Genomic DNA, 16,300 nt, shown 5'->3' with positions numbered 1-16,300 from the left:
CGCCCGATGCGGGACGGCGTCATCGCCGACTTCGAAGTCGCCGAGGAGATGATCAAGTACTTCATCCGCAAGGTTCACAACCGCAAGGGCTTCGTGAACCCCAAGGTGATCGTGTGCGTGCCGTCGGGCGCCACCGCCGTGGAACGCCGCGCCATCAACGACAGCTGCCTGAACGCCTCGGCCCGTCGCGTCGGGCTGATCGACGAGCCCATGGCCGCCGCGATCGGCGCTGGCCTGCCGATCCACGAGCCGACCGGCTCGATGGTCGTCGATATCGGCGGCGGCACCACCGAGGTGGCCGTGCTGTCGCTGTCGGGCATCGTCTATTCGCGCTCGGTCCGCGTCGGCGGCGACAAGATGGACGAGGCGATCATCAGCTACATGCGCCGCCACCATAACCTGCTGATCGGCGAGACCACCGCCGAGCGCATCAAGAAGGAAATCGGCACCGCCCGCGCGCCGGCCGACGGCGAGGGGCTGTCGATCGACGTCAAGGGGCGCGACCTGATGCAGGGCGTGCCGCGCGAAGTCCGCATCTCGGAAAAGCAGGCCGCCGACGCCCTGGCCGAACCGGTCGGGCAGATCGTCGAGGCGGTGAAGGTGGCCCTGGAAGCCACCCCGCCGGAACTGGCCTCGGACATCGCCGACAAGGGCATCATGCTGACGGGCGGCGGCGCGCTGCTCCGCGGCCTGGACGCCGAGATCCGCGACCATACCGGCCTGCCGGTCACCGTGGCCGACGATCCGCTGTCGTGCGTGGCCCTGGGCTGCGGCAAGGTGCTGGAGCATCCGAAGTGGATGAAGGGCGTCCTGGAATCCACGCTCGCCTAATTCTAGAGTCCCTCTAGAGGCGCCTCGGGGGGCGCCGGGAGACGAAATTCGTGCCCTTTCGCGAAGGTCCCCTTGGCGACCTGAAAGTGCCGCTTACCTGGACGGCGGCGGTGGCCCTGATCGTGGCGGGCGTCATCGCCGTCGCCTTCCTGATGGCGGATCGGCGCGAGACTCTCCAGGAGCAGGCCTACGGCGTCACGCGCCAGACCATGGACACCGTGGCCAAGCCGGTGAGCGGCGTTATCGCCGCGCCCGGCCGCTGGACGGGCCTGGGCCTGGACTATGTCCGCAGCTACTTCTTCACCGCTTCGGAAAACCGTCGCCTGAAGACCGAGATGGCCGAGATGCGCCAGTGGCGCGATCGCGCCCTGGCCCTGCAAGACCAGAACGAGCGCTTGAAGTCGCTTATGGGCCTGCGCACCGATCCGCCGGTCCCGATGGCGTCGGCGCGGGTGGTCAGCGACAGCCGTGGCCCCTTCGCCAACACCCGCCTGGCCGACTCCGGTTCCGAGCGCGGCATTCAGGTCGGCAATCCGGTGCTGAACGAGCGGGGCCTGATCGGCCGCGTCGTCGGGGTGGCGCGCGGGGCCAGCCGCGTGCTGCTGCTGACCGACATCGCCTCGCGAACGCCGGTGATGATCGACCGCACCAACGCCCGCGCCATCCTGACCGGGGACGGCGGGCCTAACCCCAAGCTCGACTATCTGCGCGGCGTTGATCCGATCCAGCAGGGCGATCGGGTCGTGACCTCCGGCGACGGCGGGGTGGTGCCGCGCGGCCTGCCGGTGGGCGCGGCGGTCAAGGGGCTGGACGGCCGCTGGCGCGTGGTGCTGTTCGCCGACCAGTCGTCGATCGACTATGTCCGCATCCTGCTGTTCAAGGACTTCGCCCAACTGGCGGATCAGAAGCAGCTGGAGACCCATAGCCTGCCGCCGGTCACGACCGAGGACCCGCAGGCCTCGATCCTGTCGACGCCCACGCCGCCTTCGCAGCCGCAGGCCGCCGCGACGCCGACGACGACGGGGGCGTCGACGGGCGCGCCCAAGCCGGCTCAGCCTCAACCGGCGCCGACCCGGCCCGCTCCCGCCAAGCCCGCCGCGCCGACGGAAGCGCCGCGATGAGCGGCGCCCGGCCCCTCAATCCCGTTGTCTGGCTGGGCGCGCCGATGCTGCTGTGCGTCGGCGCCACGGCGTTGTTCGCCGCGCCTATCCGGGTCTGGGGCCTGCAGCTTCCCGAACCTGTCTTCGCCATGGCGCCGGCCTTCGCCTGGGCGCTGATCCGGCCCTCGATCCTGGCGCCGTTCGCGATCCTGCTGCTGGGCCTGTTTCTCGACGTGTTCTGGGGCGGGCCGACCGGTCTCTGGGGACTGTCGCTGCTGCTCGGCTACGCCGTCGTGCTGCTCTTCCGGAACATGATGACCGGCCAGAGCAAGCCGGTGATGTGGGCCTGGTTCGCCGGGGTCACCGCCGTCGCCATGGGCGCGGGCTTTCTGTTCACCATGCTCGACAGCCTGGCCATGCCCAGCCTGCTGGCGGTGTTCTGGCAGTTCCTGGCCACCGCGCTGCTGTTTCCGTTCGCCGATCAGCTGATCGACCGCTTCGAGGACGCCGACGTGCGGTTCCGGTGAGGTCATGAGCGAACCGTCCATCTTCTTCTTCGAGGTCAACGAGCGGCAGGGAGTCTTCCACCGCCGAGCCTTCCTGCTGGGCGGCTTGACGGGCGCGGGCCTGCTGGCCCTGGGCGGCCGTCTGGCGCAACTGCAGCTGGTCGAGGCCCAGCGCTACCAGAAGCTTTCGGCCGGCAACCAGTTCAACTATCGCCTGGTCCCGCCGCCGCGCGGGCTGATCCTGGATCGCAACGGCGTGGCCCTGGCGTCGAACCGGCCGAACTTCCGGCTGATGATCAACAAGGACAAGGGCCTGAACGCCGAGGCCGTCCTGGACGACCTGGCCAAGCTGGTGCCGATCGACGGCACGCGTCGGGCGCGGGTGCTCAAGGAGCTGGACCGCGCGCCGCGTCGCGCGCCCGTCGTGGTGATGGAGGACCTGTCCTGGGAGGAATTCTCCCGCGTCAACATCCGCGCGCCGGAACTGCCCAATGTCACCGCCGACATGGGCGAGGTGCGGGTCTATCCGTTCGGCGGGGCCTTCGCCCACGTGATCGGCTACGTCGCCAAGGTCTCGGACCGCGATCTGCAGGCGGCCGAGGGCGACGCCACCCAGGATCAGGAACTGCTGCACCATCCGGGTTTCCGCATCGGCAAGCAGGGCGTCGAGAAGGCGTTCGACAAGCCGCTGCGCGGCCGCGCCGGCGCCACCAAGGCCGAGGTCGACGCGCAGGGCCGCGTCGTGCGCCTGGATCCCGAAGGCGACATTCCGCCGACGCCCGGCAAGGAGATCCTGCTCACCCTCGACGCGGACATCCAGAACCGCGCTCTCGAAGTGATGGGCGACGAGAGCGGCGCGATCGTGGTCATGGACGTCCGTAACGGCGACCTGCTGGCCATGGTCTCGGCCCCCAGCTTCGACGCCAACCGTTTCGTGAAGGGGTTGTCCGGCGCCGAGTACAAGGCCCTGGCCGAGTACGAGCGCAAGCCGCTGCTGGACAAGTCCATGACCGGCCTGTTCCCGCCAGGCTCGACCTTCAAGCCGACGGTCGGCTTGGCGGCGCTGACCGCGGGCGTCGATCCGGAGGTGCGGATCAATTGCCCGGGCAGCTGGTACTACGGCGGCCGCACTTGGCGGTGCTGGGAGCCGCGCGGCCACGGTTCGCAGAACCTGCACGACGCGATCAAGAACTCCTGCGACGTCTATTTCTACCAGACCGCGCTCAAGGTTGGTCCCGACGCGATCGCCACGGCGGCGCGGGCCATGGGCTTTGGTCAGTTGTTCGACATCGGCATTCCCGGCCAGAAGAAGGGCAACGTCCCCGACCGGGCCTGGAAGAAGCGGGCCTTCAAGAAGAATCCCGCCAACCAGATCTGGTTTCCGGGCGAGACCCCCAGCTACGGGATCGGGCAGGGGGCCCTGACGGTCAACGCCCTGCAGTTGGCGGTGATGACCTCGCGCCTGGCCAACGGCAAGAAGGCCCTGAACCCGCGCCTGATCAAGTCGGTCGGCGGGGTCGAGCAGCCCAGCGGCTCGGCCGTGCCCGACCTGCCGTTCTCGCAGGAGCACCTGGAATATGTCCGGGGCGGCATGGCCGCCGTCGCCAACGACGTGCGCGGCACGGCCTACAAGCAGAGCCAGCTTGGCCTTGGCGACGTGCAGATGGCCGGCAAGACGGGCACGGCCCAGGTGCGCAGCTATGACGGCGTCACCAACCGCAAGGGCTACGCCACGACCTGGCGCCTGAAGGACCACAATCTGTTCGTGGCCTTCGCCCCCTATGACGACCCGCGCTACGCCGTGGCGGTCATCATCGAGCACGGCGGCCTGGGCGGCGCCACGGCCGGCGCGCCGCGCGCCCGCGAGGTCATGCGCGTGGCCCTGCTGAAGGATCCCGAGATCCGCGCCCGCATCGAGCGTCCCGCGCCGCTGCCCGAGGCCGCGCCCGAAGACGTCATGGAAGGCGCCGCGCCGGAAGATCCCATCGAGGCTCCGCCGCCGGCCCCGGACGCCGCGCCGTCGACGACCCCCTCGGCTCCCACGCCCAACGTTCCGCAAGGAGCTCCCCGATGACCCTCAGCGGCGGCCTGACCCGGCCCGGCGAACGCGACCGGCCGATCATCAAGTTCATGGAGGTCGACTGGACCTTCTGCCTGGTGCTGGCCCTGATCGCCGGCGTCGGCAGCCTGATGCTGTTCTCCATCGCCGGAGCCTCGTGGGAGCCCTGGGCCGACAAGCACCTGCTGCGGTTCGGGGTCTATTTCATCATCATGATCGCCCTGGCCATGTGCGACCTGCGCTGGTGGTTCGCCGCGGCCTATCCGATCTACGGGATCGGCCTGGTCCTGTTGGTGGCCGTGGATCTGGTCGGCGACATCTCGCTGGGCGCCCAGCGCTGGCTGCAACTGGGGCCGGTGCGGTTCCAGCCGTCGGAGGTGATGAAGATCGGTCTCGTGCTGGCCCTGGCCCGCTACTATCACGGCCTGTCGGCCGACAGCGCCCGGCTGTCCTGGCGCCTGCTGATCCCGGCCGCCATGATCGTCGTGCCGTTCCTGCTGGTCGCCAAGCAGCCTGACCTGGGCACCGGCATCCTGATCGTCGCCACCGGCGGCGCGATCATGGTGCTGGCGGGACTGGACTGGCGGGTCATGGCCGCCGGCGCGGTGGCCGCGCTCGTGGCCATTCCGCCCTTCATCATGTTCGGGCTGCACGACTACCAGCGCAATCGGATCCTGACCTTCCTCAAGCCCGAGCAGGACCCGTCCGGCGACGGCTATCACATCCTGCAGTCCAAGATCGCCCTGGGCTCGGGCGGCCTGCTGGGCAAGGGCTTCGGCCTGGGCTCGCAAAGCCAGCTGAACTTCCTGCCCGAGAAGCAGACCGACTTCATCTTCGCCACCCTGGCCGAGGAGTTCGGTTTCGTCGGCTGTTTCGGGGTGCTGTTCCTGTACGGCGCCATCATCTTCATGGCCCTGCGGATCGCCTCGATCAGCCACAGCCACTTCGGACGCCTGGCGGCGGCCGGGGTGACGGCGACGTTCTCGCTCTATGTGCTGATCAACGGGGCCATGGTCATGGGCCTGGCCCCCGTGGTGGGCGTGCCAATGCCGATGCTGTCGTATGGCGGCACGGTCATGCTGACGGTCATGGTCGGCTTCGGCCTGGTTCAGGCCGTCCGCGTGCACCGCTACACCGAGGTGACCAGCGGTACGGGGTCGCTGGTTTAGAACCACGAGGCCGTCATCCCGGGCGGAGCGTAGCGAAGACCCGGGACCGCAACAGGCTCAGAGTTTCCGGCGGTCCCGGCTCGGCGCGCTTCGCGCTTGGCCGGGATGACCGCTTCTAAACCCCCAGCGCCGCGTCGGTCGCCCGCACTAGGCCGTCGATGACGCCCGGCTCGGTCGAGGCGTGGCCCGCGTCCCAGACGATGTCGAAACGCGCTTCGGGCCAGGCCTTGTGCAGGCGCCAGGCGCTGTCCAGCGGCGTCACCACATCGAAGCGGCCCTGGACGATCCAGCCGGGGATATGGCGGATCTTGCCGATGTTCTGCAGGATCCAACCGTCCTGGTCGAAGAATCCCTTGTTGGTGAAGAAGTGGCACTCGATCCGCGCGAAGGCGATCGCGAAATCCTCTTCGTTGAACTTGGGCGGACGGGCCTCGGGGCCGCGCAGCGAGATCGTGTCGCCCTCCCACTGGCTCCAGGCCGCGGCGGCCTCGAGCTGGACGCGTCGGTCGGTCGACACCAGCCGGCGGTGATAGGCGGCCATCAGATCGTCGCGCTCCTCGGGCGGGATCGGGGCCAGGAACCGCTCCCAGGCGTCGGGGAACAGCATCGAGGCGCCTTCCTGGTAGAACCAGCGCAGCTCGCGCTCCGTCAGCAGGAAGATGCCGCGCAAAACCAGGCCGTCGACGCGCTCGGGATGGGCGATGGCGTAGGCCAGGGCCAGGGTCGAACCCCACGAGCCGCCGAACACGGTCCACTTCTCGACGCCCAGATGCTCGCGCAGGCGCTCGATGTCGGCGATCAGGCTCCAGGTGGTGTTGTCGTCCAGGCTGGCGTTCGGGCGCGAGCGGCCGCAGCCGCGCTGATCGAACAGGGTCATGCGCCATCTGGCCGGATCGAAGAACCGCCGCATGGTCGGATTGACCGCGCCGCCGGGGCCGCCGTGCAGGATCACGCAGGGCTTGCCGCGAGGATTACCGCATTCCTCGTAGTAGATCTCGTGCGGCCCGCCGGTCGGCATCCATCCGAACGAGAAGGGCTCGACCTCGCGGAACAGACCACGACGGCCGACGGAACTCATGGCGGCGGCGGAAGCGTTACGATCCATGGCGCTAACCCTAACTTGGTTTGCATCCGCCTGTGAACGGATCATCGCCAAAGTCGCGTGTCGGCCTTGAGTTGAGCCCATTTGCGCCGCACTCTTGAGGCGACGGGGAGTGGGCATGATCAAGCGCAGAGATATGCTGGCCGGCTTGGCCGGCGCCGGTTTCGCGTCGTCGACGCGGGCGGCTGGGAAGTCGCGGGAACGTACCGAGATGCTGGGCGCGCCGGCGCCCGCCTTCGAGGTGACGACCTTCGATTCCCGGACGCTCACCCAGGCCCAGCTGGCGGGCCAGGTCGTGGTTCTGAACTACTGGGCGACCTGGTGCATGCCTTGCCGGGCCGAAATGATCGTCATGGACAGCTACATGCGCCGGCACGCCCAATCGGGACTGAACATCTTCGCCATCGCCACGGAAAACTCCGTGCCCAATTTCAAGCTGAAGCCCCTGTCGGAAGCCTTGTCGTTTCCGCTGATCCGGCGGCTCAAGGGCAAGGGCTACGGCCTCATCGGCGGGGCGGTGCCCACGTCCTACGTGATCGATCGCCAGGGCGTGATCCGGCACGCCCGGGCGGGGGCCTTCGACGCCGAGAGTTTCGACGACCTGATCACCCCGTTGCTGCGGGTCTAGGCCGAGAATTTCAGCGATCCACGGGTGCGCGCCGCGCGCGAAACGCTATGTTGAGGTTATGATTCCGCCGGCCCCTGAAGACTATTCCGACGAAGAACTGCTGGAGATGCTCAATCCTCGGCAGCTGGCCGAACTGGACCGCCAGATCGGAGAGATGTTCGGCGCCGAGGGCGTCGATCGCGTCGAGGCGCTGTTCGCCATGGCCAATGTCTACAGCCTGCGCGCCGCCGAGCGCGACGAGACCTCGGCCCTGGCCATGCTCCAGCTGGCCGCCGCCATGCGCCGCCGCGCCGAGGCGCTGCTGAGCACCAAGAACTAGAGTTCTTGATAGGCTGGCTTGGGAAGCGCGCGCCTTAGCTAGGATGGATCGGCAACCCATCCGCTCCCCCACCTTTCGTCATTCCCGCCCTTGTGGCGGGAATGACGGTGTTGTTGAGATGAATGCTGGTTCGTCCTAACCGCCCAGCGGAAACCTCCGGTCCAGCCAGTCCAGCAGGGCGGCGTTGACCTCGGCGGGCTTCTCCTGCTGGGTCCAGTGGCCCGAGCCCTCGATCAGCACCTTCTCCAGGTCGTCGATCTGGTCGCCCATGCGATCGGCCATCGACGGCGGCAGCACCACGTCGTGTTCGGCCATCAGCATCAGGCAAGGGATTCCGTCGATGCGGCGGGGCAGGTTCTCGGCCTTCTCCCAGTTGCGGGTGAAGTTGCGGTACCAGTTGATCCCGCCGGTAAAGCCCGTCCGCGAGAACGCCTCGACGAAGAAGGCCAGCTCGTCCGGCGTCAGGAACTGCTGCTGGTCGGTGGCGGGGTCGTAGTGAACCAGCGCGTCCTGCAGCGCCAGGCTGCGGCGCTCGGCCGGGCGCGCCTCGAAGTCATCTTGCGTGCCCTTGGGCAGGCGCATGAAGAAGCGGATGGTCTTCTCGACGTCGGCGCCCAGCTGAGCGTCGGCGACGCCGGGCTTCTGGAAGTGGACGATGTACATGTCCTCGCCATAGGCGTTGCGGAACATCTCGATCGGATCCAGCGGCAGGCGCGGGGTGAAGGGCGTATTCAGCCCGACGACTCCGGCCACGCGTTCGGGATGCATCAGCGGCATAGCCCAGACGACGATGCCGCCCCAGTCGTGACCGACGAAGATCGCCTTTTCGACGCCCAGGTGGTCCAGCAGGCCGACGAGGTCGCCCGTCAGATGCTCCATGTCATAGTCTTCGACCGCTTCTGGCCCGGGGGTGAGGCCATAGCCGCGCTGGTCGGGCGCGATCACCCAGCGACCCGCCGCCGCCAGGGCGGCGATCTGGTGGCGCCACGAGAACGCCAGCTCCGGAAAGCCGTGACAGAAGACGATCGGAACGCCCTTGCGGGGACCGGCCTCGTAATAGGCCAGGCGGACTCCGTTGACGTCGGCGAACTGCGGCGCGGGCAGGGGCGGGGCCGTCATGAGCAAGCGTCTCCCTCTTCCCCTGGAATGGGGATCTTATGTGATTGGTGTTCACCCTGGATCGACTGCGAGAGAGGCGCAAGCGCCGAGCAGGAATTGGCGGTGGGAGTTCCCTTGGCGGCGAACGCGCGTAAAAAACGAAGATGACCGAGACCGCTCCGCCGCCCGCCGCCGTCCCCTGGCGTCTTGTCCTGCTGCTCGGCGCCCTGACGGCCTTCGGTCCGATGTCGATCGACATGTATCTGTCCAGCCTGCCGTCGATCGGTCGGACGCTGCACGCGGGACCGGACCAGACCCAGGCGACCCTGGCGGCCTTCTTCGCCGGGATGGCGGTGGGGCAGTTCATCTATGGACCCGCGTCGGACCGCCTGGGTCGCCGCCCGCCGCTGCTGATCGGGATCGGCGTGTTCCTGGCCGCTTCGGTCGCATGCGCCCTGGCTCCGAACATCGAGACCCTGATCGTCGCGCGCTTCGTCCAGGCCCTGGGCGGCTGCGCGGGGCCGGTGATCGCCCGGGCGGTGGTCCGCGACCGCTTCGGCCATGCCGATACCGCGCGCGTCCTGTCCCTGATGACCCTGATCATGGGGCTGGCGCCGGTTCTGGCCCCGCAGCTGGGCGGCGTCGTGCAGTTCTTCGCCGGCTGGCGCGGCGTGTTTTGGACCCTGGTCATCTTCGCCGCGGCGATCGGCTCCTGGGCGATGTTCAGCCTGCGGGAGTCGCGTTCCGCCGAGACCGCCGCCCACGCCCGCTCCGAACACCCGCTGCGCGCCTATGTGGCGCTGTTCGGCATGCGTCGGCTGACGGGCTACGCGCTGGCCGGGGCGCTGAACGGAGCGGTGTTGTTCACCTACATTTCTAGCGCGCCGGACCTGGTGATGGGGACCTACGGCCACTCGCCGCTGGTCTTCAACCTGATCTTCGCCTTCAACGCGGTCGGCATCATCGGGGCCAGCCAGATCAATCGCTGGCTGCTGCGGCGCTCCACGCCGGACCAGGTCCTGCGCAAGGCCGGCGTCGGCTCGATCGTCGCGGCGTTGTTGTTGACCGTCGCCGCCTGGAGCGGCGTGGGCGGGCAATGGACCGTGCTGCCGCTGCTGTTCGCCGCCCTGTCGATCTACGGGCTGATGGGAGGCAACACCATGGCCGGCGCGCTGAGCGTGGATCCGCGCCGCGCGGGCTCGATCTCGGCCCTGATGGGCTCGGCCTCGTTCGGCGCCGGGGCCTTGGCCTCATGGGCGGGCGGCCTATTGCACGACGGCACCCCCAGGCCCGTCGCCGCGGTGATGTTCGCCTGTCTGGTGGGGTCTGCGCTGTCGATCTATTTCCTGGCCCTGCCGGGCGCCAAGAAGGTTCAGGCCTGATCGCGCGCTTCGGGGTTCCAGGTGAAGCCGCGCCACGCCAGCACGGCCCAGCCGATCATGAACGACAGACCGCCTATCGGCGTGATCGCCCCGAGGATCCGCGGCGCCCCCAGGGCCATGGCATAGAGCGAGCCCGTGAAGACCAGCGTCCCGAAAAGGAAAAGGCCCGCGACCAGGCCCATGCTCCGCGCGCCCGCCCGATGAAGGGAGACGGCGGCCAGCACGGCCAGGGCGTGAGCCATCTGGTACTGCGAGCCTGTATGCAGCCACTCGACAGGCTTGGGCGCGGTCACGCCATGCGCCGCGAAGGCGCCGAAGCCCACGGCCAGCATCCCGCTTATCGCCGCCAGTCCCGTCCAGGTCCTGGGAGTCCACGCCGTCATCGCTTGACGCTCCGGAAACGTTGCAATCGTCGGGCGCGACCTTAACGTTGTTCACCTGGACGTAAAGCGGCGTCGCCAGAACGCCGCGCGGACAGGGGAGGACGGCATGGCGCTCACCTGGGGCGACGACTACCCGATCCATCAGACGCCCGAGCCCGTGGCCTACGCCGGGACGGATCGGAACTTCTACGACCGCTATTTCTTCAACGGCTACGCGGCCTCCCAAGAACAAGGAGGGGGCGACGGCGAGGACCTGTTCTTCGCCGCGGCCTTCGGCGTCTATCCGCATCTGAACATCGCCGACGCGGCGTTCTGCGTGATGAAGGACGGCAGGCAGGTCAACCTGCACGCCAGCCGCTGGCTGGCGATGGAGCGCATGGACCTGACGGTGGGGCCGATCTCCATCGCGGTGCTGGAGCCGCTTCGCCGCTTGAAGCTGATCGTGGCCGCGCCCGAGCAGGGGATCGCCGCCGAGATCGTCTTCGAAGGCCGGGCCTTCCCGATCGAGGAGCCGCGTTTCATCCGCCGCAACGGGCCTCGCGCGTTCATGGACTACACGCGCCTGACCCAGAACGGCCGCTATTCTGGCTGGATCGAGGTCGATGGCGTTCGAACCAGCGTCGATGGCTTCGTCGGCACCCGCGACCGGTCCTGGGGCGTGCGCCCGGTCGGGGCGCGAGACTCCCAAGACCTGGCCCCGCCGGCCCTGCCGCAGTTCTTCTGGCTGTGGGCCCCCTGCAATTTCGAGGACGGCGGCTTGTTCTTCCACACCAATGACGACGAGCTCGGTCGAGCCTGGAACCGCCGCGCTCTGTGGCTGGCCGACGGCGGTCGCGAGGAGGCGTTCGGCGAGTTTGGCGAGGCCTCCTACGCCATCGCCTGGAAGAGCGGGACCCGCCACGCCTCGGGCGCCACGCTGGACTTCGGGCCCGACGGAACGGTGACGGTTCAGCCGCGCCGCGAGTTCTTCATGCTGGGACTGGGCTACACCCACCCTGTCTGGGGTCACGGGATGAATCAGGGACCCCTGAAGGTCGAGCGCGAAGACTTCGTCACCGCCGATCTCGACCGCGCCACGCCCCAGCATCTGCACGTGCAGGCGCTTAGTGACGTCACCTATGTCGACGGCGCCGGGCGAACGCGAAAGGGCAGGGGCGTCTTCGAGCAATTGGCGATCGGTCCGCACGCGCCCTCCGGCTTCGCCTCGATCCTGGATATGGCGTCTTGAGCGGCCTGGCCGAACGCCTGGAGGCGTACCTCTCGCGGGTCTGGGAGCGCCCGGTCAGCGTGGCCGACCTCTCGCGCATTCCCGGCGGAGCTAGCCGCGAGACCTATCGGTTCACGGCCAAGACCGACGGTCAAACGCGTCCCCTGATCCTGCGGCGGGATCCGCCCGGCAGCCTGATCGAGACCGACCGCAGCCTGGAATATCTGGCGCTGGAAAGTTTCCACGACCGACTGCCCGCGCCGCGCCCCATCGCCATGGAGGCCGAGGGCGCGGAGCTGGAACGGCCCTTCTTCATCATGGAGCGGGTCGAGGGCGGGACCGCCGCCTCGCCGTTCACCGTCATTCCCTATGGCGAGCACGCCCGGGCGATCGGCGAGCAGTTCTTCTCGATCCTGGGCGTCATCGCCTCGGCTGATCCAGACGCGCTGCCGCTGGCCAGATCGGCCGAGCGTCCCGCGCCGGAGGACTGCTGGCGGATCGCGCTCGACCACTGGGCCGGCGTCATCGAGGTCGACCAGCAGCATCCGCAGCCGATCGTCTGGGCGGCGATCCGCGCCCTGCGTCGCCGCCCGCCGCCGCCGGCCCAGGCGGTCCGCGTGGTTCATGGCGACTACCGCACCGGCAATTTCCTGCATGACGGCGCCGGCAAGATCCTGGCGATCCTCGACTGGGAGATGGTCCATCTGGGCGATCCCCTCGAGGACCTGGGCTGGGCCCTGGATCCTCTGTGGGGCCACTACGAGGCCGACAAGGTCTCGGGCATGCTGCCGCGCGACGAGGCCCTGGCGATCTGGCGACGGACCAGCGGCCTTGAGATCGACGAGGCCGCCCTGGCCTGGTGGAGTCTGTTCAACGCCGTGAAGGGCCAGGCGATCTGGACCTCGGCGGCCAAGGAATATCGCGACGGCGGCTTCACCGATCCCGTGCTGGCGATCTCGGGCTGGTACACGGCTCGCCGCCACGACGAGATCCTGGCCGCGGCCCTGATGCGCCTGGAGAATTTGTCATGACGCCCAGTCTGCCCGACATCCTGGTCGGCAACTTCATGTGCATGATCGACCCGGGGCCGCCCGAGCAGCAGGGCGAGTTCATGGCCGGCAAGGTCGCGGTGGTGGCGCTGCTGTCACTGCTGGCGGCCCAGGAGGCCGAGCGGGGCGCGGCGGCGCGGGTGACCGAGAACGCGGCCATTCGCGCCATGCTGGCCGAGGCGGCGGGCGACTATCCGATCGACGAGGTCGCCGAGACGGCGGACCTGACGATCTCGGCGCTGGACGCGACGAACGCCAGGCTGCGCGAGTCGCTGATCCGCCTGCACGAGGCGGTCGAGGCCAGGGAAGACACCGCGCGGCATCACGCGATCCTGCGGCTTTACGTGAAGATGGCCGACCTGCGTCGCCTGGACATGCCGCCCCTGCCGGGACGGTAGTCGGCTATCTGTGCTTGTTGTGCCTGGCCAGCTCGTCCGGACTAATGTCCAGCGGGGCCGGGGCGGCGGCGTTGTAGACGGCGGTCTGGTTGAGATCCATGACCACGCTGCGATGGCCCTCCCAGATCATGTGCACGGCGACATAGAGCACGATCGCCAGGCCGATGAAGCCGATCCAGCGGTGCTTGTGCAGCAGGTTGGCGATGGCGCTGGCGGCCACGCCCATCAGGATGATCGACAGCAAGAGGCCGAAGATCAGGATGGCGGGATGCTCGCGGGCCGCGCCGGCGACGGCCAGAACGTTGTCCAGCGACATCGAGACGTCGGCGATCAGCACCTGGACGAAAGCCTGCTTGAACGACTTGGGCTGGCGCGGACGCGGTTCGGTGGCGGGGTCGCCATCGACGCAGGCCACGGCGTCGGCCTGATCGTGCGAGGCCTGCTCGCGCAGCTCGCGCCACATCTTCCAGCAGACCCACAGCAGCAGCAGGCCGCCGGCCAGCAGAAGACCGATGACGCCCAGCAGCCAGGTCGTGATCAGGGCGAAGCTGATCCGCAGCACGACCGCCGCGCCCAGGCCGTACAGGATGACCTTCTTGCGATCCTTGATCGGCAGGCCGCCCGCGGCCAAGCCCACGGCCACCGCGTTGTCGCCGGCCAGGACAAGGTCGATCATCATGACCTGCAACAGGGCCGTCAGCGGTCCCTGCAACCCGCCCAGGTGGGCCATCAGCGTCTCGAACATGCGCCCTCAATGGGATGACGCGCGGGGGGATGCAAGGCGCAAAACGACCGCCGCCCTCCGCGAAGGCTTCTCCGACCGCTAGGCGGTCGGATTACGGGCGCGAACCTTGGACGCCTCGTAGAGCGCGATCGCCGCGGCGGCCGAGACGTTCAGGCTTTCGAAGCCGCCCGGCATGGGGATCTTGCCCAGGGCGTCGCAGTGCTCGGCCACCAGCCGGCGCACGCCTTCACCTTCCGAGCCGAGGACGAGCACGGTGGCCTGATCGTCCAGCACGGCTTCCAGGCTCTCTTCGGCCTCGCCCGCCAGGGCCACGGCGCGCCAGCCCAGTTCGGCCAGCTCCTCGAGCGCGCGCGAGAGATTGACGACGCGCGCGTGAGGAACCTTGTCCACGGCGCCCACGGCGGTCTTGGCCAGTACGCCGGACAGGACGGGCGCATGACGGTCCTGCAGGATCACGCCCTTGGCCCCGAACGCGGCGGCCGAGCGGAAGATGGCCCCGATGTTCTGCGGGTCGGTGATCTGGTCCAGCATGACCAGCAAGCCCTTGGCCGGGCTCGCCAGTTCGGCGATCGACAGGGCCTCGGGCTCGTCGATCTTCAGGGCCAGGCCCTGGTGCACGGCGCCCTGCGGCAGCTGCTTGGCGATCTCCTGGCCTTCCATCACCTGCAGGCAGGCGAGGGCCTGGAGATTCGGCGCGAGTCGCTTGGCGCGATCCGGGGTCGCCAGAAGGCGCTTGGGAGCGGGGCGGTGGGGGTTGGAAAGGGCCGCCTCGACGGCGTGAGTTCCCCAGATCCAATCCTTGGCGTCGCCTTGGCCACGAGAAAAGTCGTTCTGTTTCCGTGGCTTGGAACGAAAATCGCGTCCTGGCGCAGAAGGGCGTTTCCGGTCGTTGCGTTCGGAATGAGAGGACACTATAAGACGCGCTCCGATTTGGGGCCCCAAGGGTTTCTCGGGCCGGCCGGCGCTGCTCTTAGCACCGTCCGTCACCGGCCAAAGAAGCTTTTGTTCCACTTCGAAGTTCAACGGCTTGCCGTTGGTCGTCGAAACGGATAAAGGCCGCCGGCTTCGGAACTCCGTCGCGTGCTTGGGGGAATGTCCCGAGTGGCAAAGGGGGGGGACTGTAAATCCCCTGGCGTCAGCCTTCGTAGGTTCGAGTCCTACTTCCCCCACCATGCACGCGACGCGTTCCGACGGCAGGCCGGTCTTAAGGCAAGAAGGGTGTCCCAGAGCCAGAGACCGGGAGCCGATCGCGACCCCGCTACCCCCATTGGGCGCCACCCATTGGGTTACTGGGCGGGTATAGCACAATGGTAGTGCAGCAGCCTTCCAAGCTGAGGATGCGGGTTCGATTCCCGCTACCCGCTCCAGCTCCCTAAGAGTTACTTCCCAACAACAGCCGCCGGCGCGAAGGTAGAGACGATGGCCAAGGAAAAGTTCGAACGTAACAAGCCGCACTGCAACATCGGCACCATTGGTCACGTTGACCATGGCAAGACGACGCTGACGGCCGCGATCACGATTGTGCTGGCGAAGACGGGCGGCGCGACCGCCAAGAACTACGCCGACATCGACGCCGCGCCGGAAGAAAAGGCCCGCGGCATCACGATCAACACCGCGCACGTCGAGTATGAGACGCAGAACCGTCACTACGCTCACGTCGACTGCCCCGGCCACGCCGACTATGTGAAGAACATGATCACGGGCGCGGCGCAGATGGACGGCGCGATCCTGGTGGTCTCGGCCGCCGACGGCCCGATGCCGCAGACCCGCGAGCACATCCTGCTGGCCCGTCAGGTCGGCGTGCCGGCCCTGGTCGTGTTCATGAACAAGGTCGACATGGTCGACGACGAAGAGCTGCTCGAGCTGGTCGAGATGGAAGTTCGCGAACTTCTGTCGAGCTACCAGTTCCCGGGCGACGACATTCCGATCGTCAAGGGCTCGGCCTTGGCCGCCGTCGAAGGCCGTGACCCGGCCATCGGCGAAGACCGCATCCTCGAGCTGATGACGCAAGTCGACGCCTACATCCCGCAGCCCGACCGCCCGGTCGACCTGCCGTTCCTGATGCCGGTGGAAGACGTGTTCTCGATCTCGGGCCGCGGCACCGTGGTCACCGGTCGCGTCGAGCGCGGCATCGTCAAGGTCGGCGAGGAAGTCGAGATCGTCGGCATCCGTCCGGTCCAGAAGACGACCTGCACGGGCGTCGAAATGTTCCGCAAGCTGCTGGACCAAGGTCAAGCCGGCGACAACGTGGGCGTGCTGCTGCGCGGCACCAAGCGTGAAGACGTCGAGCGCGGCCAAGTGCTGTGCAAGCCGGGTTCGATCAC

17 protein-coding genes and 2 tRNA genes are annotated in these 16,300 nt (G+C 68.1%); 14 read left to right on the top strand and 5 right to left on the bottom strand.

Going from position 1 to position 16,300, the window contains the following annotated elements; translation table 11 throughout:
• The 5 genes from VJ655_RS11750 to rodA form a co-directional block, all read left to right on the top strand.
• Nucleotides 1-831: rod shape-determining protein (locus VJ655_RS11750; RefSeq protein WP_324111252.1), on the top strand; the 831-nt coding region annotated here is incomplete at its 5' end.
• A 50-nt stretch (nt 832-881) separates the two neighbouring features.
• Nucleotides 882-1,952 carry a rod shape-determining protein MreC gene (gene mreC, locus VJ655_RS11745; RefSeq protein WP_324111250.1) on the top strand — a complete coding sequence of 357 codons (1,071 nt, stop codon included), beginning with the start codon at nt 882-884 and terminating at the stop codon, nt 1,950-1,952.
• Complete coding sequence (locus tag VJ655_RS11740; protein ID WP_324111247.1) at nt 1,949-2,458, top strand: hypothetical protein; 510 nt, start codon at nt 1,949-1,951, stop codon at nt 2,456-2,458. Before mreC ends, VJ655_RS11740 begins: the two co-directional genes overlap by 4 nt.
• 4 nt (nt 2,459-2,462) lie before the next feature.
• Nucleotides 2,463-4,511: a penicillin-binding protein 2 gene (gene mrdA, locus VJ655_RS11735; protein WP_324111245.1), complete on the top strand. Its 2,049-nt coding sequence runs from the start codon at nt 2,463-2,465 to the stop codon at nt 4,509-4,511.
• On the top strand, nt 4,508-5,665 hold the full coding sequence (rodA, locus tag VJ655_RS11730; RefSeq protein WP_324111243.1) for a rod shape-determining protein RodA: 1,158 nt from the start codon (nt 4,508-4,510) through the stop codon (nt 5,663-5,665). Before mrdA ends, rodA begins: the two co-directional genes overlap by 4 nt.
• Nucleotides 5,666-5,780: 115 nt before the next feature.
• Here the strand turns inward: rodA and pip are convergent, their stop codons facing one another.
• Nucleotides 5,781-6,770 (bottom strand): prolyl aminopeptidase, encoded by a 990-nt coding sequence (gene pip / locus VJ655_RS11725; RefSeq protein ID WP_324111241.1) that lies wholly within the window; start codon nt 6,768-6,770, stop codon nt 5,781-5,783.
• Nucleotides 6,771-6,885: 115 nt separating this feature from the next.
• Here pip and VJ655_RS11720 point away from each other — a divergent pair, with 115 nt between their 5' ends.
• Both VJ655_RS11720 and VJ655_RS11715 read left to right on the top strand, forming a co-directional pair.
• On the top strand, nt 6,886-7,395 hold the full coding sequence (locus VJ655_RS11720) for a TlpA disulfide reductase family protein (protein WP_324111239.1): 510 nt from the start codon (nt 6,886-6,888) through the stop codon (nt 7,393-7,395).
• 58 nt (nt 7,396-7,453) lie between these two features.
• On the top strand, nt 7,454-7,714 hold the full coding sequence (locus tag VJ655_RS11715; RefSeq protein ID WP_324111237.1) for a low temperature requirement protein A: 261 nt from the start codon (nt 7,454-7,456) through the stop codon (nt 7,712-7,714).
• Between the two features lie 135 nt (nt 7,715-7,849).
• Here the strand turns inward: VJ655_RS11715 and VJ655_RS11710 are convergent, their stop codons facing one another.
• Nucleotides 7,850-8,833 (bottom strand): alpha/beta hydrolase, encoded by a 984-nt coding sequence (locus tag VJ655_RS11710; RefSeq protein ID WP_324111235.1) that lies wholly within the window; start codon nt 8,831-8,833, stop codon nt 7,850-7,852.
• A gap of 143 nt (nt 8,834-8,976) precedes the next feature.
• On the opposite strand from VJ655_RS11710, the gene VJ655_RS11705 reads away from it, so the two are divergent.
• The gene (locus VJ655_RS11705; protein WP_324111233.1) at nt 8,977-10,194 is read left to right on the top strand and encodes a multidrug effflux MFS transporter; all 1,218 of its coding nucleotides are present in this window, start codon (nt 8,977-8,979) and stop codon (nt 10,192-10,194) included.
• On the opposite strand, the gene VJ655_RS11700 is transcribed toward VJ655_RS11705, so the two are convergent.
• A complete protein-coding gene (locus VJ655_RS11700) occupies nt 10,185-10,577 on the bottom strand; it encodes a DUF423 domain-containing protein (protein WP_324111231.1) in 393 nt (130 codons plus the stop codon). The genes VJ655_RS11705 and VJ655_RS11700 overlap by 10 nt on opposite strands.
• A 106-nt stretch (nt 10,578-10,683) precedes the next feature.
• On the opposite strand from VJ655_RS11700, the gene VJ655_RS11695 reads away from it, so the two are divergent.
• Genes VJ655_RS11695 through VJ655_RS11685 form a run of 3 tightly spaced genes read left to right on the top strand, consistent with a single transcriptional unit; the run spans nt 10,684 to nt 13,231 of the window.
• Nucleotides 10,684-11,805, top strand: coding sequence for a hypothetical protein (locus VJ655_RS11695; RefSeq protein WP_324111229.1), 1,122 nt, complete (start codon nt 10,684-10,686; stop codon nt 11,803-11,805).
• Nucleotides 11,806-11,810: 5 nt separating this feature from the next.
• Nucleotides 11,811-12,815: a phosphotransferase family protein gene (locus VJ655_RS11690; RefSeq protein ID WP_324111254.1), complete on the top strand. Its 1,005-nt coding sequence runs from the start codon at nt 11,811-11,813 to the stop codon at nt 12,813-12,815.
• Nucleotides 12,812-13,231 (top strand): hypothetical protein, encoded by a 420-nt coding sequence (locus VJ655_RS11685; RefSeq protein WP_324111227.1) that lies wholly within the window; start codon nt 12,812-12,814, stop codon nt 13,229-13,231. The genes VJ655_RS11690 and VJ655_RS11685 overlap by 4 nt, the downstream gene beginning before the upstream one ends.
• 4 nt (nt 13,232-13,235) lie before the next feature.
• Here VJ655_RS11685 and VJ655_RS11680 read toward each other — a convergent pair whose 3' ends face one another.
• Entirely contained in the window at nt 13,236-13,976 is a 741-nt protein-coding gene (locus VJ655_RS11680) for a TerC family protein (RefSeq protein WP_324111225.1), read from the bottom strand.
• A 78-nt stretch (nt 13,977-14,054) separates the two neighbouring features.
• Nucleotides 14,055-14,888: a 23S rRNA (guanosine(2251)-2'-O)-methyltransferase RlmB gene (gene rlmB, locus VJ655_RS11675; protein ID WP_324111224.1), complete on the bottom strand. Its 834-nt coding sequence runs from the start codon at nt 14,886-14,888 to the stop codon at nt 14,055-14,057.
• Between the two features lie 174 nt (nt 14,889-15,062).
• Between rlmB and VJ655_RS11670 the strand changes: the two genes are divergently transcribed.
• The 3 genes from VJ655_RS11670 to tuf form a co-directional block, all read left to right on the top strand.
• Nucleotides 15,063-15,148 (top strand) — tRNA-Tyr (locus VJ655_RS11670).
• Nucleotides 15,149-15,269: 121 nt separating this feature from the next.
• A tRNA-Gly gene (locus tag VJ655_RS11665) sits at nt 15,270-15,343 on the top strand.
• 52 nt (nt 15,344-15,395) lie between these two features.
• The coding region (tuf, locus tag VJ655_RS11660) for an elongation factor Tu (protein ID WP_324111223.1) at nt 15,396-16,300 on the top strand (905 nt) is incomplete at its 3' end.

The organism is Caulobacter sp., assembly GCF_035254145.1.
In the GTDB taxonomy this organism is placed as follows: domain Bacteria; phylum Pseudomonadota; class Alphaproteobacteria; order Caulobacterales; family Caulobacteraceae; genus Caulobacter.
Note: the sequence above shows the minus strand (reverse complement) of the source record. Positions and strands in the feature narration are given on the sequence as shown.

Excerpts from the sequence above, each read along its gene's own strand:
- VJ655_RS11705 (WP_324111233.1), top strand. The coding sequence starts at position 8,977 with ATGACCGAGACCGCTCCGCCGCCCGCCGCCGTCCCCTGGCGTCTTGTC.
- VJ655_RS11740 (WP_324111247.1), top strand. The coding sequence starts at position 1,949 with ATGAGCGGCGCCCGGCCCCTCAATCCCGTTGTCTGGCTGGGCGCGCCG.
- VJ655_RS11710 (WP_324111235.1), bottom strand. The coding sequence starts at position 8,833 with ATGACGGCCCCGCCCCTGCCCGCGCCGCAGTTCGCCGACGTCAACGGA.
- VJ655_RS11685 (WP_324111227.1), top strand. The coding sequence starts at position 12,812 with ATGACGCCCAGTCTGCCCGACATCCTGGTCGGCAACTTCATGTGCATG.
- pip (WP_324111241.1), bottom strand. The coding sequence starts at position 6,770 with ATGGATCGTAACGCTTCCGCCGCCGCCATGAGTTCCGTCGGCCGTCGT.
- VJ655_RS11680 (WP_324111225.1), bottom strand. The coding sequence starts at position 13,976 with ATGTTCGAGACGCTGATGGCCCACCTGGGCGGGTTGCAGGGACCGCTG.
- VJ655_RS11720 (WP_324111239.1), top strand. The coding sequence starts at position 6,886 with ATGATCAAGCGCAGAGATATGCTGGCCGGCTTGGCCGGCGCCGGTTTC.
- VJ655_RS11715 (WP_324111237.1), top strand. The coding sequence starts at position 7,454 with ATGATTCCGCCGGCCCCTGAAGACTATTCCGACGAAGAACTGCTGGAG.
- VJ655_RS11700 (WP_324111231.1), bottom strand. The coding sequence starts at position 10,577 with ATGACGGCGTGGACTCCCAGGACCTGGACGGGACTGGCGGCGATAAGC.
- rodA (WP_324111243.1), top strand. The coding sequence starts at position 4,508 with ATGACCCTCAGCGGCGGCCTGACCCGGCCCGGCGAACGCGACCGGCCG.
- mrdA (WP_324111245.1), top strand. The coding sequence starts at position 2,463 with ATGAGCGAACCGTCCATCTTCTTCTTCGAGGTCAACGAGCGGCAGGGA.
- VJ655_RS11695 (WP_324111229.1), top strand. The coding sequence starts at position 10,684 with ATGGCGCTCACCTGGGGCGACGACTACCCGATCCATCAGACGCCCGAG.